Annotated in this window: 25 protein-coding genes; 19 read left to right on the top strand and 6 right to left on the bottom strand. The window is 54.4% G+C overall.

Annotated elements, in window-relative coordinates; all coding sequences use genetic code 11:
* Positions 1–289, top strand: a 289-nt coding sequence (locus VGJ94_13240) for a M48 family metallopeptidase (protein HEY3277579.1), incomplete at its 5' end; no start/stop codon positions are given.
* Between the two features lie 33 nt (positions 290–322).
* Here the strand turns inward: VGJ94_13240 and VGJ94_13235 are convergent.
* The 4 genes from VGJ94_13235 to VGJ94_13220 form a co-directional block, all read right to left on the bottom strand.
* A complete protein-coding gene (locus VGJ94_13235; GenBank protein ID HEY3277578.1) occupies positions 323–1,120 on the bottom strand; it encodes a (deoxy)nucleoside triphosphate pyrophosphohydrolase in 798 nt (265 codons plus the stop codon).
* Positions 1,121–1,193: 73 nt separating this feature from the next.
* On the bottom strand, positions 1,194–1,649 hold the full coding sequence (locus VGJ94_13230) for a VanZ family protein (GenBank protein ID HEY3277577.1): 456 nt from the start codon (positions 1,647–1,649) through the stop codon (positions 1,194–1,196).
* Entirely contained in the window at positions 1,646–2,512 is an 867-nt protein-coding gene (locus VGJ94_13225) for a hypothetical protein (protein HEY3277576.1), read from the bottom strand. The genes VGJ94_13230 and VGJ94_13225 overlap by 4 nt, the downstream gene beginning before the upstream one ends.
* 148 nt (positions 2,513–2,660) lie before the next feature.
* Entirely contained in the window at positions 2,661–3,797 is a 1,137-nt protein-coding gene (locus VGJ94_13220) for an ATP-binding protein (GenBank protein ID HEY3277575.1), read from the bottom strand.
* Positions 3,798–4,049: 252 nt separating this feature from the next.
* Between VGJ94_13220 and VGJ94_13215 the strand changes: the two genes are divergently transcribed.
* Complete coding sequence (locus VGJ94_13215) at positions 4,050–4,193, top strand: hypothetical protein (protein HEY3277574.1); 144 nt, start codon at positions 4,050–4,052, stop codon at positions 4,191–4,193.
* Between the two features lie 39 nt (positions 4,194–4,232).
* Here the strand turns inward: VGJ94_13215 and VGJ94_13210 are convergent, their stop codons facing one another.
* Both VGJ94_13210 and VGJ94_13205 read right to left on the bottom strand, forming a co-directional pair.
* Positions 4,233–4,685 carry a hypothetical protein gene (locus tag VGJ94_13210; GenBank protein ID HEY3277573.1) on the bottom strand — a complete coding sequence of 151 codons (453 nt, stop codon included), beginning with the start codon at positions 4,683–4,685 and terminating at the stop codon, positions 4,233–4,235.
* A 210-nt stretch (positions 4,686–4,895) separates the two neighbouring features.
* Positions 4,896–5,648, bottom strand: a complete 753-nt coding sequence (locus tag VGJ94_13205) for a methyltransferase domain-containing protein (protein ID HEY3277572.1) — start codon at positions 5,646–5,648, stop codon at positions 4,896–4,898.
* 132 nt (positions 5,649–5,780) lie between these two features.
* Between VGJ94_13205 and VGJ94_13200 the strand changes: the two genes are divergently transcribed.
* From VGJ94_13200 to VGJ94_13120, 17 genes are all read left to right on the top strand, one after another.
* Entirely contained in the window at positions 5,781–6,269 is a 489-nt protein-coding gene (locus VGJ94_13200) for a putative molybdenum carrier protein (protein ID HEY3277571.1), read from the top strand.
* A gap of 33 nt (positions 6,270–6,302) precedes the next feature.
* On the top strand, positions 6,303–7,082 hold the full coding sequence (locus VGJ94_13195) for an FhaA domain-containing protein (GenBank protein HEY3277570.1): 780 nt from the start codon (positions 6,303–6,305) through the stop codon (positions 7,080–7,082).
* 53 nt (positions 7,083–7,135) lie between these two features.
* Positions 7,136–8,809, top strand: coding sequence for an FHA domain-containing protein (locus VGJ94_13190; GenBank protein HEY3277569.1), 1,674 nt, complete (start codon positions 7,136–7,138; stop codon positions 8,807–8,809).
* A 310-nt stretch (positions 8,810–9,119) separates the two neighbouring features.
* Positions 9,120–10,001, top strand: coding sequence for a hypothetical protein (locus VGJ94_13185; protein HEY3277568.1), 882 nt, complete (start codon positions 9,120–9,122; stop codon positions 9,999–10,001).
* Positions 10,002–10,199: 198 nt separating this feature from the next.
* Entirely contained in the window at positions 10,200–11,069 is an 870-nt protein-coding gene (locus VGJ94_13180) for a hypothetical protein (GenBank protein ID HEY3277567.1), read from the top strand.
* Positions 11,070–11,198: 129 nt separating this feature from the next.
* Positions 11,199–12,200 (top strand): CsgG/HfaB family protein, encoded by a 1,002-nt coding sequence (locus VGJ94_13175; protein ID HEY3277566.1) that lies wholly within the window; start codon positions 11,199–11,201, stop codon positions 12,198–12,200.
* Between the two features lie 38 nt (positions 12,201–12,238).
* The gene (locus VGJ94_13170; protein ID HEY3277565.1) at positions 12,239–13,675 is read left to right on the top strand and encodes a hypothetical protein; all 1,437 of its coding nucleotides are present in this window, start codon (positions 12,239–12,241) and stop codon (positions 13,673–13,675) included.
* Positions 13,676–13,714: 39 nt separating this feature from the next.
* On the top strand, positions 13,715–14,896 hold the full coding sequence (locus VGJ94_13165) for a serine/threonine-protein kinase (protein ID HEY3277564.1): 1,182 nt from the start codon (positions 13,715–13,717) through the stop codon (positions 14,894–14,896).
* A gap of 48 nt (positions 14,897–14,944) precedes the next feature.
* Positions 14,945–15,760 carry a hypothetical protein gene (locus tag VGJ94_13160; protein ID HEY3277563.1) on the top strand — a complete coding sequence of 272 codons (816 nt, stop codon included), beginning with the start codon at positions 14,945–14,947 and terminating at the stop codon, positions 15,758–15,760.
* Positions 15,761–15,772: 12 nt separating this feature from the next.
* Positions 15,773–16,390, top strand: a complete 618-nt coding sequence (locus tag VGJ94_13155) for a sigma-70 family RNA polymerase sigma factor (protein HEY3277562.1) — start codon at positions 15,773–15,775, stop codon at positions 16,388–16,390.
* 11 nt (positions 16,391–16,401) lie between these two features.
* Complete coding sequence (locus VGJ94_13150) at positions 16,402–16,833, top strand: hypothetical protein (protein HEY3277561.1); 432 nt, start codon at positions 16,402–16,404, stop codon at positions 16,831–16,833.
* 121 nt (positions 16,834–16,954) lie between these two features.
* Complete coding sequence (locus VGJ94_13145) at positions 16,955–17,803, top strand: FhaA domain-containing protein (GenBank protein HEY3277560.1); 849 nt, start codon at positions 16,955–16,957, stop codon at positions 17,801–17,803.
* 1 nt (position 17,804) lies between these two features.
* A complete protein-coding gene (locus VGJ94_13140; protein HEY3277559.1) occupies positions 17,805–18,203 on the top strand; it encodes an FHA domain-containing protein in 399 nt (132 codons plus the stop codon).
* 2 nt (positions 18,204–18,205) lie between these two features.
* Entirely contained in the window at positions 18,206–19,000 is a 795-nt protein-coding gene (locus tag VGJ94_13135; protein ID HEY3277558.1) for a protein phosphatase 2C domain-containing protein, read from the top strand.
* Between the two features lie 18 nt (positions 19,001–19,018).
* A complete protein-coding gene (locus VGJ94_13130) occupies positions 19,019–20,941 on the top strand; it encodes a protein kinase (protein ID HEY3277557.1) in 1,923 nt (640 codons plus the stop codon).
* Positions 20,942–21,057: 116 nt separating this feature from the next.
* Positions 21,058–22,443 (top strand): FtsW/RodA/SpoVE family cell cycle protein, encoded by a 1,386-nt coding sequence (locus tag VGJ94_13125; protein HEY3277556.1) that lies wholly within the window; start codon positions 21,058–21,060, stop codon positions 22,441–22,443.
* Positions 22,440–24,212 carry a penicillin-binding transpeptidase domain-containing protein gene (locus VGJ94_13120; GenBank protein HEY3277555.1) on the top strand — a complete coding sequence of 591 codons (1,773 nt, stop codon included), beginning with the start codon at positions 22,440–22,442 and terminating at the stop codon, positions 24,210–24,212. The genes VGJ94_13125 and VGJ94_13120 overlap by 4 nt, the downstream gene beginning before the upstream one ends.
* Positions 24,213–24,445 lie beyond the last annotated feature (233 nt).

Genomic DNA, 24,445 nt, shown 5'->3' with positions numbered 1-24,445 from the left:
ACGGTTAGCCCGCTATGGCGGCCGCTACAATCTCATCCCCAAGGGTCTCACCATCACGAGCGCCCGTACCCGTTACGGATCCTGCTCCGCGAGTAACCGGATCTCCTTGACCTGGCGGCTCGTTATGGCGCCTTATTCCGTGATAGATTACGTTATCCTCCACGAGCTTGCCCACATTAAAATAAAAAATCATTCGCGGCAATTCTGGGATTTTCTGGAGACCATGGTTTCCGACTACAGGGACCGGAGGCTTTGGCTTCGGGAGCACGGCCGGCTGCTTGTAATTTAAAGGGACCGGCAACAGCGACGGGACAAGAGCCTATCACTGGATACTGCGATACCACGGGAAATGAATCGCCATCTTATGCTCCATGTCGTCGATAATGAGGTTTGCGAGATCCAGGGGCCCTTTTGTTTCTCTCCAGCCGGCAGGCTCATATTCCTCATGTTCCTCCCGGAGGAGGAGGAAGTTCATGATCCGCTCAGGTCTCCAGTCGGGAATGGCATTGAGCGTCTCCCGGATAGCGTCTTCCACTTCTCTTTTACCGGTCCGGATCGCCCAGAGGGCAAGCTGTAAAATGTAAGGACTACGGCCATCAGGCGATTCATCTGCGTCAATCAGCATGTTTCGCGCAGCCCGACTCACCTGCCATCCGTTAATTTGAGATTCGTCGCAATCGGGCGATGGGTCCTGTTCGTGAGGTGCACTTTCCTTCAAATAGGCTCCTTCCGTGGTCTCTATCAATTTTTTTACCACAGGACGGTCCGCCTCGGGGAAATCATATTCACCGAGCTCGGAAGGAGAAACCCACCGTAATTCTTCGTGTTCATTAAGTTCGAGGGGACCATAGGCCCTGAAAGAGGCGCGATATACGAGAAGCTTTATCTTGTGAGGAGAATTCTCTCCCGACATGCCCGAGGCAAAGAACGGTCCTATCTCCGCAGTAACACCCAATTCCTCCTTCAGTTCCCTCTTGAGGCATGCTTCGTGGGTCTCGCCCGGCTCCATCTTCCCGCCGGGGAATTCCCACTTGTGGGCCATGGGATAACCTTCTTTCCTCTTCCCTATCAGGACCTTCCCGTCTTTCATAATAATGGCGGCAACTACGGTTTTTATCATCTTCTTATCATCCTGTTCCGGCTTTAGTAAATACGGCAGAATTCTACCATGAGAAAGAGGCGGGGAAAAGAGTTTATCGCACTGACCTTTTCAGGGCGCGTTCAAAAGTACCGAGCAGGGTTCCGAACCTCGTCCTTGAGAGAAGAAGCCCGGCCAGGATCCCTGCCGCATTTGCGACCATATCATAGATCTCGAATGTTCGGTAGACGGTGGTCCCCTGAAGGAACTCTACGATCACCCCTAAGGCGACCAAACTCGCGGCTATTAAAAAGGCGGCATTTCTTTTTCTGAATATCTGTCCGAACCACGACATCGTCGCCCCATATGCGAGCAGGTGGGCCGCCTTGTCATGAAAGGGGAAGTCCATCGCCTTGATAGGCCTGAGAGGAATAAGAGAGAGGTATATCACAAGGCCCACACACAGAAAACCGACACCGAGCCAAAGGGGGAAGAACCGCAGCCCGGCTGTCCCCTTTGAAATGGCGCTATTCCTTGTATCCACATCATTAGTGGGCAGGGCATCGATCACCGGACATGCTCCGAAGAATCCGTCGCACTGAATGTCACGATTCTCCATTCGGTGCCGTGGAGGCTGACGGTAGTCCAGAATACGTCTTTTCCGGAGCCTTTACCGGAAAGCCCGGAGAAGCCATGACCCTCCTTCTCGCGGGTGATGCATTCCATGAGCGGGACCGAGCTTAAAAAGTCTAATCCCGATTTCAGTTTTTTTCCCCTGTAGAGGACCCGCCCGTCGACCTGCATTACCCATATTTCGAGAGGGGACTCTTTGCCCGCATCTTCCGAGAGGATACCCGACATGAGGTCCTCGGGCTTCATGAGAACACTTACAGATCCTACGAGCATGTTCTGTGGTGAAAAGACCGGATGCTCCAGGTCCACTGCCTCGAACCCTTCCAGGGAAAGAAAAACATCACTCATTACCGGTTTTCCGCTGTGGTGAAGACGCTTCACCTGTTCCTGTCCGCTTATGTCCGCTCCTTCGAATTTCCCGTACGCCTGGGGCTCGACCATTTTCATCCTGCCTGCCCGATCCACAAAGGCGCAGTCAACCGCGAAGCTGTTTCTTTCGCAGAGACCCCGGAGAGCAATGCGCGCTTTGGGCCCCGAGATCCCCTTCCCGGAAAGTTTACTCGCAGTGAGGCTCAAATCTTTGTCAATCCCATGGAGGACGGTAGCGAGCTTCTCCCGGACCACATTAAGGAAAGGAGGTCGGGAAATTTGGGACCCCTTCTCCGGTCCGGCACAAGAACAATCGCCGGCCCCCGCTGCAACAGGAGCCCCTATAAGAAAAGCAATTGCGAGAAAGGCGGTAACGCGGGAAACCGCCTTTCCCCATTGGCATATACCGAAATTATGTGAGAACCTCTTCACGATAGAGTTCCTTTGCGTCGCCCGGGAAGGGCCTTTTATTTTAAGCCTGAGAAGATCAAGTCTTTAGTTTACCAGAAAAGGACGTCTTAATGTAAGGCCTGGACTGTGGTAAACGTTTGGCGCCTTTACGCCGGAGGCGAGTGCTCACTCAATGGGTCTTCCTCATTTTCAAGGACAGATTCCTATCGGTGTAGCGAGCGAAGTTAGTTATTTTCTGCTTGATTGTGATAAAGGGCGGCAATTCTGTTCCTGATTCCTGCCCGGTGCTTCGAAACCGTTCGACGTTCAACAACAGCAAGCCTTCGTGCCTGCCTTTATATCGGTCCAGCTCGAAGCGTTGGCCATGCCATAAAAAAGAAATGCGGTCTTTTATCAAAGGTTCCGTACCTGCTTTGGCAAGCTTCATCAGATTCATATACTGCTGTTCCGTTATCAGCTCCTCTTCCTCGATGCTCGTGCCCGATTTTTTTGTCCTGCCGAGAAAGTACAAAAGGGAAAAACCCTGGCTTCTTTTCTTGATCCTCACTATCTCATCCGCATCCTGGGAGCGCAGATAAACCTGTTCTATCTCGATAATCTGATGTGTCGGGAGATCCCCGTAATTTACCTGTTCAAGGAGGTACTTCTCTCTTGTCTCCATTGACTCAGGCATTCCCAATATTTGTGAGATTGCCGAAAACGCTTGCCTTATCTTGCTTTCAAAGTCGGCCCTGCTGTCGATTATCTTCAAACGCGGATGGCCAAGCCAGCTTTCCTTGATTCTTTCATCGATAAGGGCTGCTTCTTCGGCCGTTTCGAGCCGTGCGCGGTTGTTCTCTCCGGTGTAATATTCCCTGGCTCCATCGGCTGCTGTTACCAGATGCACGATACCGTGGTAGCGATCCCGCAGGGTCATCTCGTTGAGGCCCTTTCGCCGTAGCATTTGATCGAATTCTTCCGAAGGCATAAACGCTTTGATGTCCATTACGCCCCGATCGAGAAGCAAGACCTTCTTCCGTTCCGGAAAAATCCGTGCTACAGCTCTAAGATAAGTTTCTTCGAACGCAAGCTGCATATCCAGGATCGCTTCTTCATACATGATGACCTGCCTGGGTCTGTCCATTTTGCGCCTGTCGATCCCGTTGTTCGTGATGAGGGTCGCTGTTTCAGGGATTATAAAGACCATATACCCATAATCCGACAGCCGTTCCGTGAGGTAAGCCATCGATGAGGTCTTACCGCTGCATGGTCCGCCCGTAAGCACCACCATGTAAACAGGTTCAATTAATCGCGATCCGCCGGCCATTAAATTAACTTCTCTTTCCTTTTCGTTTCAAGGGGACTGTCCTTCCAAAGCCATGATACACCGGCTACAATACCAATAACCTTACCGTACTGCATTCCATCATCTCAATTCAGCCATTCGGAGATATATTAGCGCGCAAATAGGCCATTGCGCAACTCTTGTATGGATCCTCATCCGGATATCTGGTTACCCGGTTCATCTACGAATGCGCAGCACCATAGAAAGTTCAGGGGGAGATGGAGTGACCTCGCCATGTCGAATTCCATGGATTGCCCGGAAAGCCTGACAGTGAACCCATTCCGGCTGCCCTACAGGACCATGGCCATAAAATGGAAAAACCCCAAGGCGGTGAAAATAAAAGAGACGGCCGAAGCCGTCTCCGAGAAGACGTTATGACAGTCTTATCAGGATGTTATCCTGGACAGGAGGCTCCCGTTAGAGGTAATCCCCTCTCTTAAACTTCTCGGTCTCCACCGTGCATGCTACGAGGACGTTATTGAGCACGTGTCTCAGGGGGTCCGTGCGGGGGAGCATCTCGAGTGACGGTAAAAGAAGCTCCTTCTCATGATCCATTTTTTCGATGATCGGAGAAAGCTCTTCGAGGGGGACATCTGCATTTGCCAGCTTTGCCTGAAACTCTTCCAGGGTGCCCACCAACCGCTCGGCGCCGTCGACGATCGTGGAAGTATCCAGATTGAGCAGCATTGCCGTATCGAGGGACATCACGCTTCCGACTGAGGAAGGACCCTGAGCGGGTGAGCCCGCGGAGGCCTTCCTTTCCTCAACTGCCTCGCGCAGCAGGGTATCGAACTTGCCTGTCTCGGCTTTTTGATCCCGCGCCGCGTTACGGGTCGCATTGGGTGTCATATGGTTCGTGATTATCTTCATAACTCCCCCAAAAGTGGATTCACACTATCTCTTTCTTATTATCGTCGTCCCGGTCGTTTCAATTAAGAAATTATCTCTCAAGGCCGAATGTCCGGCACATGAGGACGATTATATAGTATACCACATCAGTTCCCTAAATCGTAGCGCCCGGTCTTACATGATGGAAAAACAGCAATTACACATATTTGAATTGCTCAGGCTATCGGGACCTCACCTTGCCTCCCCTACGAGAGGAAGGCTTTGGGTCTTCAATTCTCCTTTTTCAAAATCACCGTAAAAGACGATGTCGGTGAATCCCTGTTTCCTCAATCCTTCCTCGAGCTCTTGCCTTCTTATGGGGTAGAGGAGGATCTCGTTGGCAATCTTCTTTCCCCTTTTCTTGACGGTGAGCAAGGTCCTGAAGGCAATCCGGTTTTCCGAACCTTTAAATTCGTACCGGCGCTCGAATTTTATCTCTTCATCTTCTATGAGGGGGAGTTCCCGGATGTCGTGGTCGAGTATGTGGTCATAGTTGAGTATCTGAAAGAGGAAAGGAGCATTTTCTTTCAGAACGGTTTTTGTCTGCCCGAAAAAATCCTCTATATCCCGAGAGCTGTCGAGATGAACGAGGGTATTGCCGAAACAGAGGACTGCGTCAAATGTTGCGGGGCAGGATAAGGATGAGACCTCCCTCATGTCCTTATGGGCAAAGGCGACGAGACTTCCCTGCCGGATTTTGGAACGGGCTCTGCGGAGCATTTCCGCATCGGAATCGATGCCCTCTATCATGAAACCTTCCTCCGCCAGAGCCAGGGCAAGGTCTCCGGTGCCGCAGCCTATGTCGAGAATCCTTTTCTCATTGTACGGAGGCTCCACGGATGCCTTCACGAAACCTATCTGAGCCCTGTTTAAGGGAAATATGAGGTCATAAAAATCAGCGATCTCTTCATAAAAGCTCATGGCCTTCTCCTCTTTGGTTACGATTAATATAACACGGAGAGAGGTCCGAATCTTATTTGCTCCCGTGATTTATATTATTTTTTCCATGAGGACCGAACGCAATTTTGTTGATATCTCTCTTGCCCGGAGGTTGGATTATATTTATCATGGGGAATAATGAAGATCATCTCGGGCGGTCAAACAGGGGTTGACAGGGCGGCTCTCGACGCAGCCATGGATTCTGGTATCGAGTGCGGGGGATCCATTCCGGAAGGCAGGAAAGCGGAGGACGGGCCCATCGACGCGAAATATACGGAGCTTAAGGAGCTTTCCACTGACAGCTATCCGATCAGGACCGAAAAGAATGTCGTCGACGCCGATGCCACACTCATTTTGACCGCCGGCAGGCCCACGGGAGGCACGGTTTTCACCGTGGAATGCGCGAAAAAGCATGGGCGTCCGCACATTGTCGTAGATATGGAGGGAAGGGAGGACCGCGTCATCATCCACACGATAATGGCATGGCTTCGTGCCTCCCGGCCGGGTACTCTCAACATAGCCGGGCCACGGGAGTCGGAGTCGCCGGGCATCTACAAGAGGAGCCGCCGGATCTTCAATAATCTTTTTGTGGAAATCGAGAAAAATAAGGAAAAGTACCGTCTATAAAGCATGGAGAAAGGCAGCTTACACGGGGGACCTATGAAAAAAGCGGTGTACCTTGACCCGGTGGAGATCGAGCTCGGCTTGAGGCGGGCCATAGAAAAGAGCAAGCAGAACTTCATAGGGAGGAATTTCATTCCCTATACGTATACGGTAGTGATCGACGACAATGCCTTCGAGGAATATGGGGACCTCCTCAATAATATGGGCCGGATGCTCGGCGAATCACTCGATACCTGGATCCTCGATAAAGGATACGAAAAGGACGGGCCGGCGACTGTACAGTTCGAGAGAGGGCAGACCCAGGGCAGAACCTTTCTTGTTCAATTGAGCTACAGGAAGGTGGAGGAAATAGTCCCGGCCGATGAAGACGCCGTCCCGGGGCCTGATATGGGGGGCGGTGAGGAGAGGGCGGCTGCGGCGGAAGGGGGAGAAGCCGGCCCGGCCGCCCGTTTGGAGCAGGAGGGCGCCGGCATTGCGTTCCCGCTGGAAGAGAGGAGTATGCTTGTGGGGAGAGGATCGGATTGCGCGATAAAGCTCACTGATGACACTGTTTCCGAGAGGCATGCGAGGGTGCGGGTCGAATACGGGAAAGTCACCCTTGAGGACCTTGCGAGTACGAATGGTACCAGGGTGAACCTCAGACGGATACGAAAAACCGTCTTGTCGGAAGGTGACCGCGTTTCGCTCGGGGATGTAAATTTCACCTTCAGGTCGGCGCGTCCTTCGCCCGGAGATCGCGATAAGCCCGCAAGTCCCGTCGCTGAAAGGAGATGGAGGCGAAGACAGCCAATTCTTCCAAGGAAAGAAGACACATGAGAGATGGCCTGTGCTATAATCACCATCAAAAGAGGAACCCTTGAGGAGCGGGAATGGATTGTCCTTCGTGCGGAAAAGATCTGACCGGTTTTCAATATCTCTATAGATTCTGTCCTTTGTGTAATGCGCCTTTACCTCAAAATGCGGGAACCGCCGCGGGAGGCGGGCCTCATGCCTTCGGGCAGCGGGCAATCCCCCGGGATATGGTGAGGGGCGCCGCGATTATTGAGGCAAGGGCGGCCTTTGAAATATATTGGAAGGATGAACTTTACAAGGAGGGACAGAGCAATGCCCTCGAGATCAGTCTCATACCCGGGGCGGAGTTGAAAGAGGTTTCAGCTACCGTAAGGCTCCTCAGTCTCGGACTTGTGATCGAGCGGGAGAGCCTTCCCTACGTCAGAAAAAACACGTCTCTCTACTTTTACTTCAAACCCGATACTCCCGGGAGGCACATCGGGAGACTCACGATCACGTGCCATGACCGTGAAGGGCTTCCATCGGTTTTTGAATCGGAAGATTTTATTTTTCATGTCGAGGGGGAAGGGAAGGAAGAAAAAGGTCCCACCACCTTCCATATAGGGGATATCATAAGCGCAGGCGAAGTTTCGCTCGGAACGACAAAGGCGATTGACCGGCGGGCGCTCAGGCGGGAAGACTCGGAGATGGTAAAACTCGACGCCGTCTGCAATGAGGAAAGGACCAAAAAACTTCGAAAGCGGAATTATATCGATTGCATGATGGGGGAGGGGAAAAGGCTTTTTCATGAGGGATCGGGGCTGGTCGAAGCTCCGGGGCACAATTCCGGACATGAAGACGAGGATGCCGGAAAAGCCCTTGACCTATTGGCCCGGGCACACGAGCGATTTCGTCACGTGAGGCAGGAAGAGCCCGCCCACGAGGAGTCTCTCCACTATATAGAAAGGATCAGCGAACTTATGGCGGCCTTGAAGCACGAGGACGCCGGACTCGAAAAGGGAGACGCTGCACAATATACCTCCTGTATACTCCACGCCCCCCGCGAAAGAGGGCCGGGAAAGGTTTTTCTTTTTTCAAAGTCAATGATCACCTTGGGCAAGGATCACTCCAACGATATTGCCTTTCCTCTCTACGAGTATGTCAGCTCGAAACATGCGGTCATAAAAGTGACCCCCGGCGGAGAAGTCGTTATCAGGGACGTGGGCACGGACGGCAAAGGCAGCAGGAACGGGACTTTCCTCAATGGGGGAGATATCCAAATTGCTTCTCGGAAAGATTATCCTCTTCAGGACGGCGCCATAATAAATCTTGGGAAGAGTGTCGGCCTTTTCTGCCGCTTCCTCAGGAGCCCCGGACCTAACGGCGGTGGGCCCGGAGAAAAGGCCGGATCTAAAACCGCGACCGGCGAGACCTCAGTGGCCTTCTTCGATGTGAATGGAATGGGTCCCCCCGATGCGATCACACTGAAATCGGGCAACACCGGCATAAGTGATGAGTATGTCATGCTTATCAGGGAAATTACTCTGGGTGCGGAAAGGACGAACGGTATCGTGATAAAGGGCGATGGGATAGCGGACGTCCACATGAAAATCCTCTGCCGGGACGGCCTCTATATGATAGAAGACCTTAATTCACCCGAAGGCACGTTTCTCAATGGATCAAGACTGGAGCCCGGCGTGAAATGCAAGGTGATGGAAAAGGGTACGATTAGAGTGGGGGACGTAGAGGTAGGGATAGAGGTGGGGGAATAGGATAGACCGCCAATGGTGCCTGCATAATCAAGTTACTTGACAAAATAAAATCACGTGCTTTACTTGGAATAAGGGTGGGTAGCCCAGGCAGCGAGTAGGTGAAGGGATTATCCGAGATCGGAGTGAAAGGAATCCTCACTCCGGGCCTCTTCAGCGAAAGCCGAAATAGACCCTCCAGCGCGCAGGAGCCTCTGTGAAGCCGAGCGACCCCACCCTCTCTTTTTGTTCGCTGCTTGACAAGCTTATATTCCCGAGACTAGTATTTTGAACCCTTTCTTATGAAGGGGAATTTTTGCGGAGAGGCGGGCGCATGGAGACTGTACCGGAGGACAATGCAACGTGGATTCAGGGACTGATCGAGGATTTTCTTCGGTCGCCCGAAAATAGCCTCGCCAATGCGGACAAGGATCCGGCTTTTGCCTCCGCCCTCGTGGGGTTTGCCGGGGGAGAGGATCCACTCTTTGAAGAGATGAAGAAAGACATCGGTCCCTTCTACCTCACGCCCCTGGAAGCGTTTAAAAAGGTATATCCGGAATCGGAAGTGAAGGCGGAAGACCTTACCGTGATAAGCTGGATACTCCCCCATATAAAGAAGACCAGGCTCGATAACCGGAAAGAAGGTACCTATCCTTCGGAGCGCTGGGCCAGGGGGAAGAAATTCGGTATGCAGGTGGGCGCCAGGCTCCAGAAGCACGTTGTCGAGGCGCTGGGCAGGGCAGGTTATCGTGCCATGGCGCCGGTTGCCCCCTCTCATTGGTCCGAAGAACGGTCGGAGAAATATGGGTATGCTTCTACCTGGTCGGAGCGCCATGCGGCGTACGCGGCCGGACTCGGTACTTTCGGGCTTTGCGATGGGCTCATCACGCCTGTGGGCAAGGCAATGAGGTGCGGTTCCATCGTGGCCGAGATTGCCCTTCCCCGTACAAAGAGACCTTACGAGAGCCATACCGCCTATTGCCTTTTCTTCGCAGGCGGCTCGTGCGGGCTCTGCATTCCGCGCTGCCCTGTCGGGGCAATCACCAAAGAAGGCCACAATAAAGAAAAGTGCAGATCCCATGTTGACGGAGAGTGTATGGATCACGCGAAGAGTCATTACGGCCTCGAAACCAATGTGTGCGGCCTCTGCCAGACAGGGGTGCCTTGTGAATCGGGGGTCCCCGTAAAGAAGACGGGCCGGAGAGAACGCCCGTAGTGGGGGAAAGCCGTAAACGTAGTTGAAATAGAACATCCTGCCTCCACGGCAGGAAGATTTTAAACTCTCCTAAATCTTAAAATTCAAGAAAAGCGGCAACGAAGTCCGTCTTCTCAATATAGCCGGAAGTTGCCGCCTCAGCGGGCGCAGCAGTCTTTGAGGCTCCGGCATAACAGACCCCATATAAGGACGTGGCACATGAGAGAAGGGACCGGGTTCCGGGGAGCGGTGCTCAGGGCGATACTGGCGGGAATCTTTCTCCTCCCCGTGTTCGGCTGGTCGGCTGTACAGGCTGAGGGTGGAATGGACCGGACGGCGGGCCGGGGGGAGACCCTTTTCAGGGCCCGGATCGGGGAGTCTCGAGGGGCGGCAATGGCTGAGGCGGAAAAGAGCGTGCTTCTTGAGGCGGTGAGACCGATGGTACATCCCCTGGTTTTTGATAAAGAAAAAGTATTTCTTGCAAAAACACTGATGGAACGAAGAGAGGAGATACTGGAGGGGAAGCGGATAGTCTCGGATGAGGGGTCGGGGTCCGGGGGCCGGGAAGTCGTCATGGCCGCCTATGTGAGGGAAGATTTAGTAGAGGAGGCGATTCTCGGAAAGCTGCCTCGACGGGTCATCATCTTCACCGGGCCCGCCGATGGGACGGCATCGAAGGGTTATGTGGTGGATAATGCCTTTTCTTCCGCCGCGCGAAAAAGAGGATATAACAAGGTCGACCTTACAAAGCTTAATGACGAGCGCTCGAAGAGCCTCGTCGCCTCATTCCGTTCCGGCGACAGGACTGCGGCGCGACCCCTTTGCCTCTATCTCCTCGCGAAATTCATTATGGAAGGAAGCGCGAGCGCCCGTTTCAGCGAGCGCACGGGCGATATCTACTCCTCGAGGGCCGACGGGGCCGTAAAACTCACCGGGGCAAAAGGAGAACCATCGAGTTTTGCGGCAAATGAGATAAAAGGCTTTGGAAGTAACGATTCTTCGGCGAACCTGGATGCTTTGAAAAAGGCCTCCGCCCTGCTTGCCTCCAAAGCTGCGAAATCCCTTTCTTTCAAGGAACAGAAGAGATGACGGCCTATATGGCGTCGAAGTGCCTATCGAATACGTATTTCATTGTCTTTGCACTCTTTTTTTCTTATTATCTAAATTCAGGAAGAGGCACTCCGAAGGTGGCACGGGGAAGCCTCAAAAGGTGCTGAAATGAGAAGAGATCTAATTTCAGGGTTGATTATGATAATCGCGGCAGGGCTCCTGTTCTCTTCCCCCTGCCTCGGGTCAAGCCTTCAGACGGAGGCGATAAGGGTCCTCCGGAATGATGTGGCGCAGGCTGTCCCGGGGGGCAAGAAGATGAGCCGGGTTGCGGTTCTCGATTTTAAAGGGGATGAGAACAACCTCGTAAAGAATGCGGTCATTTCGGCAATCAATGAGCGCAACGGCTCCAGGGTCATGGAAAGGGTCGATTTCGACAGAATCCTTGCCGAACAGGGACTGCAGCTCAAAGATATCATGGACGAGGGAACGAGGATCAGGCACGGCAGGCTCGCCGGCGTGCAGGGGCTCCTCATGGGCGACGTATATCGCCTGAAGAGCGGCTTTATGTCATATGATCTCAAGGCCAACGTAAGGCTCGTGGACGTGGAAAGGGGCGAAGTCCTCCTGGCGAGGGATTTCGAAGCTTCTGCCGTGTCGCCTCTCAGAAAATATGTGATTGGAGGATCAGGGACGCTGGCTTTTCTTCTTGCGGCCCTTCTTTTTGTTTCCGCCAGGGCACGACGAAAAAAAAAGTTCCCAGGAACAGCGGGTGTCGGGGAGAGGGCCGATCACAAGGAGGGCATGGTGGCTGAGATAGATAAGATCATGGGAAATGTATCGGAGGCGAAATCGAGGCTCGTAGAGACGGGAAATACGGCGGACGCCGTGGAACTTAAGGATATCGAGCGCAACCTCATGCAGATGAAACGATCGGTGGTACACGGTATATACGGCCTCACCAATGCGGTCGGCGCCCCATTTTCCCGGGAGCCGCGGATCGACCGGGACGTGCTCTGGAGACTCGTGGACCTCGAAAGCCTTTCGCGGAAGATACGCCTCATGGCCCTGACGCCCCACGGAGACGAAGTGAACCGGGAAATCGGAATATTGAGAGCGGGCATAGGGGAAGTGGAAGGGGGGCTGGCGTACGGAAGGGCTTCCTCCCTGTGATGAAGGGATGAGATGAGAACACAGGACAGGAGATACGGATGAGGCGGTTTATCAGGTGTCCCGAAGGTCATTACCGGGCAGAGGGTGTGGAGGTCTGCCCGGAATGCACAGGCATGAAAGAGGGGCCCCGCCGATGCCCCCAATGCGCGGTCAGGGTAGACGCCGAGGCATGGTTCTGCAGCAATTGCCGAAATCCCCTTCGCGGGGAGCATAATCTGACGGCAGCGTCCCCCGCGCTGTTTTCTTCTTCAACCGAGCCGCTGGTGACGCGGCTCGTCATCCCTGACCCCCTGTCCGGTATTGCCGGCGGAATCCTTGTCAACCCGGGAGAAGAGGCATTTCTCGTCTCAGGAGGCGCTTATCTCGCCGTAATGGGGCCGGGAAATTACCCCTCTCAATGGATCGCCGAAAGGCTTGGCAAGACACAAGGGCCTGCCTTTCTCGCCATAGTGAGAAAGGGTGCGGTAGAGCTCGATTTCCGGCTGAAAGGCATAAGGACCGCCGACCCCGTGCTCATCGATGTGACCGCCGAGGTTCTCATGCGCATAGATAAAGCACCTTTATTTCTCGATATTGTGACGAAAGGCAACGGGACGTGCCGGGTGGGAGACGTGCACGCATTCCTGAAGGGGCCCATGCAGAATGCCTTCTCCGATCTCTTCGGCACGAAATCGATTAAGGAGCTCGAGAAGGATGGCGCGGCACCGCAATGGAAGAAAAGTCTTGAAGTGATGCTGGAGCACGGGCTCAAAACGACCCTCCAGGAGAGCGGGCTTTATCTTGCCGAGCTTAAATCAGTGGAATACGACCTCAGGAAATTTAATCAGGTAGTCGAGGCGCGGGAGCAGCTTTTCATCGGTAACGAAAGAGATGACGCGGAGGCGGGAGACCTGGAGAAAAGGATCGCGGTGAGGCGGAAGACCCTCGATCTCCTCGGCGATTTGTCAGCCACGGACGAGCAGGTGGAGGAATACCTCCTGGAAGAAGAGAAGGCGCGGCTGCTCAAGAGCCAGGAACTCGAAGACATAAAGGCCGCCCTCGAAGACCGTCGCATTGACCATAGGGTAAAAAGGGAATGGATCGTCCGGAAGCTCGAGCTCGAACAGGAGCTCGATTATGAGCGGAGGAAGCTCCTTGGAAAGATAGGGATCGACCGGGATGTCGGGGAAGCCCGGCTGGCATTAATCGACGTGGAGGCAAGGCTCGCGGGTATTCGCCTTGAAAACGAGCTGGTTCTGGAGAAGACGAGAACCCTCGCCCACATAGAGATGAACGAGCGCAAGGAGGAAAGCTCCCTCAAGATCATGGATGGCCTCGTGGAGCTGAAGAAGAGAAAAGAAAGAGATGCGGCGGAGAACGAGCTTTATAAAGAAAAGGAGCGATGCGAGATCAGGCTCCGGGAAAAAGAGCGGGAAATGGAGATGCGGCGCGCCATGGGTGTGCCCGTTGTTCCGCCGGATCCGGATGGCCGTTAAGGAGAATCGGTCCTGCTCAGGTGGAGACGGGACGTGAAAATGGCCGGGGACGGGATGAGACAAAAGACCGCAGGCGACGGAGAGGCTGAAACGAAGGTCCTGACCCCTGAAAAGGAGGTCTCCACGACCCCCGGGGGTTGCCTCGAGATCATCAGGACAAATAATGATTCCACCCTTCGAAGGCACGCTGCCGTCCATCTCCTTGGTCTCATAGATCGAGGCACGGCACTGGACGAGCCGGAGATCAGGAAGCTTAGACGCAAAGAGAAAGACCCGGCAGTGCATAACGCCCTCTCCAGGGTGATACACAAGCTCGGCTTCAGGAGGCTTCTCGATGAGGACCCTGCCGCCCCGTATGACAAAAAACTCTTGCCCCGGGAAGAGGCTGCGCTCTATGAAGAGATCGCGCGCCTGAAGGGCCTCTATGATAAGGCTAAAAAACAACCGGGCGCGTTTGATGAGAAATATATGGTTTCGGATAGAGAAATCGGCAAGGGGGGAATGGGGAGGATTTTAAAAGGCACGAGGCGTTCCGACGGAATGGAAGTGGCCTTCAAATATCTGATGCTGGACCGGCTCTCCCGTTATGCCGCCAGGCAGACTCTCACCGCCCTTTTTCTCAATGAAGGAAGGCTTCTTTCGGAAAGGCTTTCCCATCCCCACGTAATCAGGGCCTTCGATTATGGTGAGGCGGACGGGGAATATTTCATAGTCATGGAATATGTGGAAAGCACCCCGTTGATCGAATGGGCAGGCATTGCCGTGAGCGATTCCGGATGGTTCGAAGATACGGGGCTTAAGATACTGGGCGCCCTTGAATATGTGCACGAAGAAGGGGTAATTCACCGGGACATCAATCCGAAAAACATTATCATGGGGAAAGGGACGGTTCCGGCGGTCAAGCTCATCGATTTCGGGCTTGCCCTCGACAGAAGAGGGGGTTTTGTCGCCCCTCCCGGATTCCGGGGATATAACGGCGCCTATTCGTCTCCCCAGCAGAAGGCCGATTTCAATGATGTGGACGAGCGGGACGACATCTACTCGATTGGGGTCGTCTTCTCCGAGATCCTTGGGGGCAGAACGAGCGGCAACGGGATCGATGATGGGGCCCTCGCAAGACTTACGGAACGGGTAAGAGGGGTACTCGCCAGGTGCATGGAGAAGGAAAGGGAGAAGCGGTGGAAGAATGTTGGCGAGGTGCGGCAGGCTCTATTCCGATAAGGGTAAGGGGTTGCCGTCAAAATGGTACACTCTTTCAGGTGAGGCAATATGGATGAAGAGGAACGGATTTACCGGAAAGTGGAATCCATAGTCCGGCAGGATAACAGGTCGACCTATATCGGCGAAGACGACCTCGTCCGCCTGACACAGAGGGGAATCACCGTCACGTTCCACCTGAAGCATGAGAAATTGGACGTGATCAATCTCCTGAGGACCATAAAGAGGACCCAGAAAATCATCGGAGAGAAACTCGGCTACACCCTCGACGATATCAGGGTGAACATCTACAGGTCCGGGGCTGAAGTGCTCCGGGACGGAGGCCGGCGGAATCCCTACGCGTCATGGGCGGCGGGTTATTTCGACGGCGAGATCACCATAGTCTCCGAGGAGGACGATGAAGAGGAGGCCAAATCTCTCTTCATTTACCTTACCCATGAGATCATTCATTGCGCCGTGCACGAGATCACCGGAGGGCGCTGTCCCTTCTGGCTCGATGAGGGCTTAAGCGTTTTTCTTTCCCAGGAGCTTCCCGACGGGTACCTGGAGTCCCTGCACGATGCTTTGGAAACAGGGTCTCTCTTGCCTCTGAGGGGGCTTGAAAATCCTGATGACCGTATCCTCGATGACGAGGAGCAAAGGAGAATCGCGTATGCGGAGGCGGCGTGCATGGTGGAATGCCTGGTGGTGAGCCCTTTTCACGGATGGGAAAGGGTAAAGGGCTTGCTCCGGAATTTGAAAAAAGAAGATATGGATGGGGCGCTCCTCGAGCAATGCCTGAGCTACGACCTTATCCAATCCGATATGGAGAAGTGGGCGAAGAAGAAGATAGGAGAGATCATTCCGGCGGATAGACGGATACTGTGACGAGGGGGCAATATGGCACGAATACCGCAATCATCGGGACGGATGAGCAGCGATCCTTATGAATCCATGACGCACGAATCGCTCTATGGGGAGCTGAAAACGAATAACCGGGGTGCATGGACTTACATGTACAATAAATTCCTCAAAATGTGCAGATGGAAGGAATGGAGGCTCTCCGACGAAGAGGTGGAGGACATCTCCGCTGAGGCGGTGGCCGCCCTCATCAAGAGGATCAGGAGAGATGATATAGAAGAGATAAGGGATATAAAAGGGTACTCCCTCTGGGTGCTCCGGAACGAGATCACCAACCACTACAGGAGAAGTCATCCCGAGGCTACCATGGTCTCTATAGACGACCAAATCGGGATTGCGGACGAAAAGAATATGGTCGAAATAGTCGCCATGTTGGATACGGCATGGAGGGTGCGAAGCGCCGTGGCTAAGCTTCCCGATAAATGCAGGGGGCTCATCGACGCATACCTGCAATATCTGGATGGGGTATACGGGACATTTGAGGAGATGGCCGGGGTGCTCAAGAAGAACTCGAAGACTATTTACGGGAATATCATGAATTGTTTGAAGAGGCTCGCCGAGTTCGGGGAACTCAAGGGCCTCAGTGAATCCATGTAAAGGAGAGAGTCATGAACTGCAATGATAAAGACCTTTTGCTGTATCTGGAGGGAAAGGCAAGCGAGGAGGCGGTGGCCCATATAGAGGCATGCGGGGAATGCAGAGACGCGGTCGACAGCTTATCAGTGTACCGGAAAGTACTGCCCCGTTACCGGGAAGGCAAGAGATTGATCGAGAGCCTGGAGGAACATATGAAATCCTTCGACCCACGGGATGTGAGGCATCTGCCGCCGAGGATAGAGGAGATGCTCGGGATCGGGAATACCAAAGGGGCCGAAGGAGGGGAAAAGAAAGTGACCCCCTTTCGCAGGCCCGAAAAAAGAGAGGGGCTGCCCGAAGAGGAGAGCCGCTCTGTGAAGCTGCGGGCAGCGGCAATCCCTAAAGATCTCACTAAACCTAAAAAGAAGAAAGGCACACCTGAAGGCGGCGATAAAGAAAAATAGTCGCCTTTCCACGTCCGCGGGCCGGATTCTCCGGCCCTTTTTCTATCCCTTCAAGAAAATCCCCTTTCTCCTTCGTCTTATATGATAGAGACCGCACCCCATGTAAGAGGAGGAGGATATCATGAAAATTATGAATTTGATCAGGGCCCGGATAGATCGTCTGTTCGGAAAGAAGTCGAAGGACCTTCAGCCGCGGGACATACTGGACAGGCTGCTCGGAAGCATGGAAGAGAGGAAAATGGGTGGTTTCGACCGAAAATACCTGGTGCCCAACCGGTATACCCTATACCTGAACCCCTTCGACTATGAGGATATCTCGCCTTTCCTCGCCCACGCAGGGGAGCAGCTCAAACACAAGGTTCTCGACAGGATCAAAAAGAAAGGGTACACCATCCTTTCACCCTCCCTCTTTATCGATATACGCAAAGATGAAAGCCTCCTCCGGAACCAGCTCGTCATCAAATCTTCATTTCTCGAAGTGAATAATTCTGCGGCCCCGGCCCCTTTCAAGGCCCCGGGCATCGCTGATTCCCCGAAACCTACCCTGGTCCCCAGGAGACCCATGGAGCCGAAAGATAAGGAGCCGATCCCGGAGATATCGGGAAAGACCAATACGAAGGTTCTGGAAGAGAGACAGACGCGGGTAAGGGAAGAAGGGATCACAAGGTGCCTCGATGCGCCGCTCATGAATTTGGAGGTGATCGAGGGAACGGACAAAGGCGTCAGGCTCGCCCTCAAGGAGGGGGAATACGTCTTTGGAAGGGCGAGGGACGCGGACATACTCCTTAAGGACCCGGAAGAGTACATCTCCCGTAAACACTTTAAAGTAGTGGTTGCCGGTCAGACGGCCAGGATCCGGGACCTTGGGGGAAAGAACAAGACTTTTCTCAACGATATCGAGATCGCGGAGGCCTCTCTCAACAGGGGCGATATCATAAGGGTGGGAAGGACGCTCCTCAGGGTGGCATGACGTGTCCCCCAAAGAGATAATGATCCTCAACCTCATCTTCTCCTCCTCTTTGGGCATTGTGGCCCTTATGCTCCTCGCGGGCTCCCTGCGCAGGTCGAGGCGTCCGAAGAGGGAGGACCTTTTTCTCAGCGTGCGGAGGGATGGGGTGCTCTTCAGAAAAATTCCACTCAAGACAGGAAGGTACCGAATCGGCAGGGGACGGGAATGCGACATTATCCTCGAAGGCAGGGGAATACCCCTCATGGCGGGTGAGTTCGTCGCGGATAAGGGTCTTTCCTTTCGCACCCTGTCCGAATACAGTGCAACGAAGAACCGGGAGAGGGGGCTCCGGGAATTCGAGGTCGCACCGGGCGACGAGGTGGGCCTTTTCAACTATTCCCTATGCGTGGAGAAGGCCTGACCGTGGATGCTTTCGGCATGACCGACAGGGGCGTGGGCAGGCAGATCAATGAGGATTGCATTGTCCTCGATCATAAAACCATGCTCTATATGGTGGCCGACGGCATGGGGGGCCATGTCGGGGGCGGAGTGGCGAGCAGGAAGGCGGTGTCGACGGTCGCCTATATAATGCAGCGGAACATCGCCTCCTATGATACCGAATCTTTGAAGCATGACGAGCCGTTGATGGGCATGATCAAAGAGGCGATACATACCGCCAATCGGGAGATATATGAATATTCCCGCGGCGAAACCATGGGCACGACCCTTTCTATTGCCCATTTCTCGAACGGCAAGCTTTACATCGCCCATATCGGTGACAGCAGGATCTACCGGGTAAGAAAAAAACGGATGGAGAAGCTCACCGAAGACCACACGGAGGCGCATAACCTTGGAAAAGCAGGTCTTATCCCTCCGGAAAAGGTGGAAAACCATAGACTGAGCCATGTCCTGACCAGGGCCCTGGGCTCTTCGAAATCGGCGGCCCCCGACATCGCGTCCCACGCAGTAGAGGACGGCGACGTCTACCTCATCTGCTCCGACGGCCTTTTTCGCGTAATGGGCGCCGACGAGGTCGGGGGGGTGCTTGCCGGAAAGACCAGCCCCGAAGAGAAGTGCACGATTCTCATGAGGGAAGCCCTTCGAAGGGGCGCCCCCGATAACGTCTCCCTCATTGTCGTGGAGGCGCAAGGACCGATTTCGCGCATATTCTCCGGAATGAAGCGCAGATTTATGCTCCACAAGGAAAGAACTTTATGATATCATTAAAGAAGCACTATGACCGTCACTTCCATAAAGGATGACCAGGGGTTTAAGGGTTTATTCCCGATCGGCACGCTCATTCATTCCCGCTATGAAATCTTATCGGAAGGCAAGATGGGCGGCATGGGCATGGTGTATAAATGCAGGGATACCCGCCATGAACGCCATCGCGAAGTGGCCCTCAAGCTCATGCAGCCGAAGCTCCTCGACTCCTGTCAGGGGGTGGAGAGGTTCCGTCACGAGGCGGCCGTCTCGAGAGATCTCCTCCATCACCCGAACATCGTAAGGGTCTATCACGACGACGAATGGCAGGATGGAACCGGTAACGTCTGGTACTACATCCTCATGGAATGGATCGAAGGAAGGAGCCTCAGGGACCTCCTCGTGGAGAGGAAGAAGACCGGGAAGCCTTTCACCCTATGGGAAACATACCGGATCATCTCACAGCTCACCGCCGCTCTTTCCTACGGTCACCGCCAGGAGGAGAAAATTCTCCACCGCGACGTGAAGCCGGAGAATATCCTCCTCACCGACGAAGCCACGTCATCGATCAAACTAGCCGATTTCGGCATCGCCAAGATAATAGGCCCCGGAACCAGTTCCGGAATCAGCACCGCCATCGGGGTCTCACCCTATATGTCGCCCGAGCTGAGGGAAGGCAGGAGCGACGTGGACCAGAGGACGGATGTGTATTCCACGGGAGTGGTGCTCTACGAGCTCCTCACCCTCGATAATACGGCGGGGCCCTTTTGCCCGAGCGAAGTCAACGGGGCGGTCCCGAAAGAGATGGACGCCATATATAAAAAAGCCGTGGCCCCGAAGCCGGAGCAGCGCTATCAGGATGTGTTGGCCCTTTCCGACGATATCCTGACGGAGGCAAGGAAGGAAGGTGTCCGCCTTCAGGCAGGCGGCAGGACCGGAAGGTTTCCGGGATCGATTGCGGCGGGAGGGGCAGTTAAAAAAAGCTCCAGGGTCGCCATAATGGCCCTCGCTGCATTAATCGTGCTTGCAGGAGTTGTTGCCGCCTTCCTGGGATTCCATAACCGGCAGGAAGGCGGGGCGACACCCGGGAATATCGCAGCGATCGATGCACAGGAGCAGGCAGAAAAAGAGCGACAGGCGCGGGAAGAGACGGTCAGGGAAGAAGAGGCAATGAAAGAGGCCGAAGCGCGCAAAGAGAAAGAGGCGAAGAAAGAGAAAGAGGACGGGGAGAGGGCGCGCCAGGCCCGCACCCCTGAGACGAAACCTGCGGCGCCGAAAGCGCAGGCAAAAGAAGACCTTCCGGCGAAGATGAAGAGATGGCAGAAGCAATTGAAGCTCGCCACTATTCCGGACGCAAGCCCGGCCTCAAAACCCGACCGAACCGGCGCGACGGTTATCGCGGAAGAGCCCGGAACGCAGCCTGAGCCCGAGAAAAAGCCGGTACAGGCATCCCGGGAAAGAGGGGCCATGGAGCCGCATAAGCCGAGAGCGGTGGAGGAGGGAAGGGTCGCAGTCCCCTCCGGCTCAACGGCGGACCTCTACTACAGGAAGGGCCTGCAGTTCGTGAAGGGCAAGCATTTTCTCCAGGCATCGGGTGATTTCTCGAGGGCCATAGAGATAGACCCGGGGCACGAGTTGAGCTTCTACTGGCGCGGAGTATCCAATTACAAGCTGAATAACTACACGAAAGCCCTCTCCGACTTCACGAGCGCCATCAGGATAGAGCAGAACGATCTTTACTATCACTGGCGCGGAGTTACTTACTTCAAGCTGAACAATTACTACATGGCGGTAAACGACTTCACCCAGGCCTTGAGGATCAGGCCGAATAATATCGACTACAGGTGGCGGGGCGCGTGCTATTCGAGGCTGGGAAAGCAGATGGAAGCCGACGCCGATTTTGCCGCGGCTTCACAGATGGCCTATGAGCGCGGTCCTGTCAGGGGCAGTCCCTAGCGCTGATGGGTTCTCACCAAATTTAAATAAATTCTTCCTTGCAGGTCATTTCATTCAGAACTTTGCCCTTTCACGTCGTCTAACAATATATGGAAGATATAGCGGCCTTAGGCGGCATGAAGAAACGAACGATGGAGCTGAAGTATCTGTTCCTGGTCCTCACCTCTTTGGGAATAGGGTTCTTCCTCCTTCACCAGCACCTCCTGAGGAAGGCCTTCCCCCTCCTCGCCGGCTCCGCCTCGGGAAAGATGACAGACCTGGGACCTTATGTACTTGCCCCTTTTCCGAACGGCATCGCCTTTGCGTTATTCGCAGGCCTTTTTCTGCTCGCCCACTTTTACCTGAGAAGCGCCGTGCCTGAAGGGGACCCCTATATCCTTCCGGTCCTCGCATTTATTTCGGGCATAGGCTTTATCATGATACTCCGTCTCGCCCCGGACCTCGCGGTCCTCCGGGGCGATGCCCTGCGTCATCTTTCGGCAGCCGGCCACGCCGCACGGGTTACGGATAACGTGCGCACCCTCGCTCAACTGGGGATGGGTCACCTCGTCAATCTGTGCGTGGGCATGCTTGCCTTTCTCCTCACCATCCGGCTCTTCAATAAAAGGTTCTTCGCCTGGATTTCGGGGAGGAGGTATATCTGGATAGGTGCCTCAACCATACTTTTTCTGGGTACATGGCTTTTCGGCGCGACCATAAACGGAAAGAAGCTCTGGCTTTTCGGTTTTCAGCCCGTGGAGCTTGTGAAGCTCCTCGTCCTCTTCTTTGTCGCCGGTTACCTCTATAATGAAGGCAAGGGCATCACCTTTCACGGGAAAGGCAAATTCCTCACATGGTGCGGCTATACCATCCCCTTCGCCGCCGTCTCCCTTCTCGCCTTCGGTCCCACTATCCTGCAAGGCGATTACGGAGGAGCAGTCCTCCTCTTCGCCGTCTGTTTCATTATGCTCCACCTCGCGGGGAATAAGGTCTATATCACCCTTCTTGCAGCCTCCAGCCTCGCCCTTATCGCTTGGCTCTGCTATACCCTCAATTTCCCCCAGGTGCTGAAAACGAGGATCGACATGTTCCTCGATCCCTTCGGCAGGGGGGAGGCAATGACCACCGTACTCTGGTCCATCTCCACAGGGGGCATTTTCGGAAACGGCATAGGTTTCGGTCTTGCCCACCGCATTCCGGAAGTCCAGTCCGATTTCAATTTTGCCGCCATTTGTGAGGAAATGGGCCTCCTGGGAGGCCTCTCCCTCATGGCCGCATACGCGGTTTTGCTCATGAGGCTCTTCAAGGCGTCTCTCACGAACCATAACATATATAAGAGAATACTCGTCATCGCCATTGCCCTTATGATCGCCCTCCAATCCTTCATCATCCTCGCAGGCAACCTGAACGGCATACCCTTGACCGGCATCACCCTGCCTTTTTGCAGCTACGGCGGCAGCTCGATTGTAGTCTCCTTTATCATGGCGGGTATAGGAATCAAAATTTCGGGAGAGGAAAGATGAGCTGGAGGCTCAGGATTGTGGCCATTGCCCTTGTAGCGTGCGGATTTTTCCTCGGCCATCTCCTCATCGACAGGATGGCGATCAATCAAAAGAAATATGCCACCTCGCAATATATCGACAAAAGGTTCGTCGAATTGGTGGCTGGTCTCGGGAATGCGGGGGCGTTCACGGTACACGGCAGGCTTGTGGGCATTAATGATGAAATCCTCGGACAGAAGGGTCTGAGCCGGGTCACGGTGGAAAAAGTGAGGCAGGCCGTCGATTCGGGGGCCATCTACAGCGCACGGGGGCAGGTGGCATTTAACAGGCAGTTCTGCGCAAAGGCAAACCCCAAGAAGGAAGAGATCATATGGCGCGGCGGCTTCTTCGACAGGAACGGCATTCCCCTTGCCAGGACCACGGGTAACGAAAAATTCTCGACAATGGAAAGGGAGTACCTGCGGGGGCGAGAGTTTTCCCCTGTCATCGGCCACTTCAATCCCGTCTATGGCACGCGAAACCTTGAAAAGGAGATGGACGGCTACCTGTCGGGCCGTGCCCACGACCCCGTCTTTCATGAAACTGACAATCCTCTCAAACGCATCATAGTAGGGGACGATATTACCCTTACCCTGGACAGCGACCTTCAGAAGTACGGGTATGACCGCATGACCGGCGCAAAGGGTGCGATCGTCGTGATGGACGTGAGATCGGGTGAAGTGCTCGCCGCGGTGAGCGCCCCTTCCTATGATCCCAACGCGAAAGACCGGCGTGTCTGGGAGAAAGTAGTGAGGGACGGGGAAGAAAAGCTCTATGAGAATAGGGCGTTCTCGGTGCTCTACCCCCTCGGCTCGACGTTTAAGACGGTGGTCATGCTCGCCTGGCTCGATTCGGCAGGCATGGGAGACCATAGGCACGGATTCAGCGTGCTCTGCACGGGCAGGAGAAATGCCTATAATATCGCCGATGAATACAAAGAGCACGGCCATGGAGCGGTGGGCCTGGAGAAGGGCTTCATCCAATCGTGCAACCCCTTCTTCAGTGAGTTGGGGGTGCTCATGGGACCGGGAGTCTACCATTATGCGGTAAAGCTCGGCTTCATGGAGCCCATAAATCTCGTGCCCCAGATAGAGGGCCACGGCTACTACGCCATGAGGAGCCTCGCCTATTCGCGGTATGAAAACAGGAACGGAGAGATGAAGCTCGTAACCTTCTCCAGGCAGGACTTCCGCAGGAACAAGGGGATCGTCGCCCAATGCGCCATAGGGCAGAACCAGGTCACCGCGACGCCGCTCCAGATGGCGATGGTGGCGGCAGCGGCGGCCAACGGGGGAAAGCTCCTCAATCCTTACGTGGTGCGGGAGATAAGGAGCGGGAGAGGGGAGGTTATGATGGCTGCCGGAGAGCCGGTGGTAATGAATGACAGGGTGATGAACCGGGAGACGGCAAGGATTGCCAAAGACCTCATGAGAAGGGTGATGACTGAGGGCACGGGCAAGAAGGTGAAGAAGATCTGGTACGAGAACGGAAGGTTTACCACCGAACCGGCGGGCAAAAACGGTACAGTCGTGCCCGTGGCCGGGAAAACAGGTACGGCGGAGACGGGCCGGGATGAATTGGCCCACTCCTGGTTTATCGGCTTTGCCCCCGCCGATAATCCGAAATATGCCATCGCGGTCATAGCCGAAAACAAAGGCAAGGGCGGGGCGGTCGCGGCACCAATGGCGGTAGATGTCCTCGCGCGGGCACTCAACGGCAATAACAGCAGAACAACCATAGCTAGCAGATAAGGGAAACGAGTATCGAGGCTTGGGTGAGTTTACGGTCACTGGAATGGCGGGGAAGCTCCATATGAACCGGTATGCACCGCCGGGGTCCTCCTCCGTACATCGAGTACGGAACCCGTGAAGCAATCACTTTCCCCGTGGCTCTGTTTCCTGATTTTAGGGGATTTTTATAGGGTAATCAGTGAAGAAGTCGCTCTGCCTATGGTGACATATCCCTCCTTCTCGTGGTCTGTGAG

The organism is Syntrophorhabdaceae bacterium (assembly GCA_036504895.1).
In the GTDB taxonomy this organism is placed as follows: Bacteria; Desulfobacterota; Syntrophorhabdia; order Syntrophorhabdales; family Syntrophorhabdaceae; genus PNOM01.
Note: the sequence above shows the minus strand (reverse complement) of the source record. Positions and strands in the feature narration are given on the sequence as shown.

Coding starts and splice junctions, on each gene's coding strand:
- VGJ94_13175 (HEY3277566.1), top strand. CDS start 11,199: ATGAGAAGAGATCTAATTTCAGGGTTGATTATGATAATCGCGGCAGGG.
- VGJ94_13215 (HEY3277574.1), top strand. CDS start 4,050: ATGTCGAATTCCATGGATTGCCCGGAAAGCCTGACAGTGAACCCATTC.
- VGJ94_13145 (HEY3277560.1), top strand. CDS start 16,955: ATGAAAATTATGAATTTGATCAGGGCCCGGATAGATCGTCTGTTCGGA.
- VGJ94_13125 (HEY3277556.1), top strand. CDS start 21,058: ATGAAGAAACGAACGATGGAGCTGAAGTATCTGTTCCTGGTCCTCACC.
- VGJ94_13155 (HEY3277562.1), top strand. CDS start 15,773: ATGGCACGAATACCGCAATCATCGGGACGGATGAGCAGCGATCCTTAT.
- VGJ94_13235 (HEY3277578.1), bottom strand. CDS start 1,120: ATGATAAAAACCGTAGTTGCCGCCATTATTATGAAAGACGGGAAGGTC.
- VGJ94_13200 (HEY3277571.1), top strand. CDS start 5,781: ATGAAGATCATCTCGGGCGGTCAAACAGGGGTTGACAGGGCGGCTCTC.
- VGJ94_13160 (HEY3277563.1), top strand. CDS start 14,945: ATGGATGAAGAGGAACGGATTTACCGGAAAGTGGAATCCATAGTCCGG.
- VGJ94_13180 (HEY3277567.1), top strand. CDS start 10,200: ATGAGAGAAGGGACCGGGTTCCGGGGAGCGGTGCTCAGGGCGATACTG.
- VGJ94_13195 (HEY3277570.1), top strand. CDS start 6,303: ATGAAAAAAGCGGTGTACCTTGACCCGGTGGAGATCGAGCTCGGCTTG.
- VGJ94_13165 (HEY3277564.1), top strand. CDS start 13,715: ATGGCCGGGGACGGGATGAGACAAAAGACCGCAGGCGACGGAGAGGCT.
- VGJ94_13130 (HEY3277557.1), top strand. CDS start 19,019: ATGACCGTCACTTCCATAAAGGATGACCAGGGGTTTAAGGGTTTATTC.
- VGJ94_13120 (HEY3277555.1), top strand. CDS start 22,440: ATGAGCTGGAGGCTCAGGATTGTGGCCATTGCCCTTGTAGCGTGCGGA.
- VGJ94_13220 (HEY3277575.1), bottom strand. CDS start 3,797: ATGGCCGGCGGATCGCGATTAATTGAACCTGTTTACATGGTGGTGCTT.
- VGJ94_13170 (HEY3277565.1), top strand. CDS start 12,239: ATGAGGCGGTTTATCAGGTGTCCCGAAGGTCATTACCGGGCAGAGGGT.
- VGJ94_13210 (HEY3277573.1), bottom strand. CDS start 4,685: ATGAAGATAATCACGAACCATATGACACCCAATGCGACCCGTAACGCG.
- VGJ94_13185 (HEY3277568.1), top strand. CDS start 9,120: ATGGAGACTGTACCGGAGGACAATGCAACGTGGATTCAGGGACTGATC.
- VGJ94_13150 (HEY3277561.1), top strand. CDS start 16,402: ATGAACTGCAATGATAAAGACCTTTTGCTGTATCTGGAGGGAAAGGCA.
- VGJ94_13190 (HEY3277569.1), top strand. CDS start 7,136: ATGGATTGTCCTTCGTGCGGAAAAGATCTGACCGGTTTTCAATATCTC.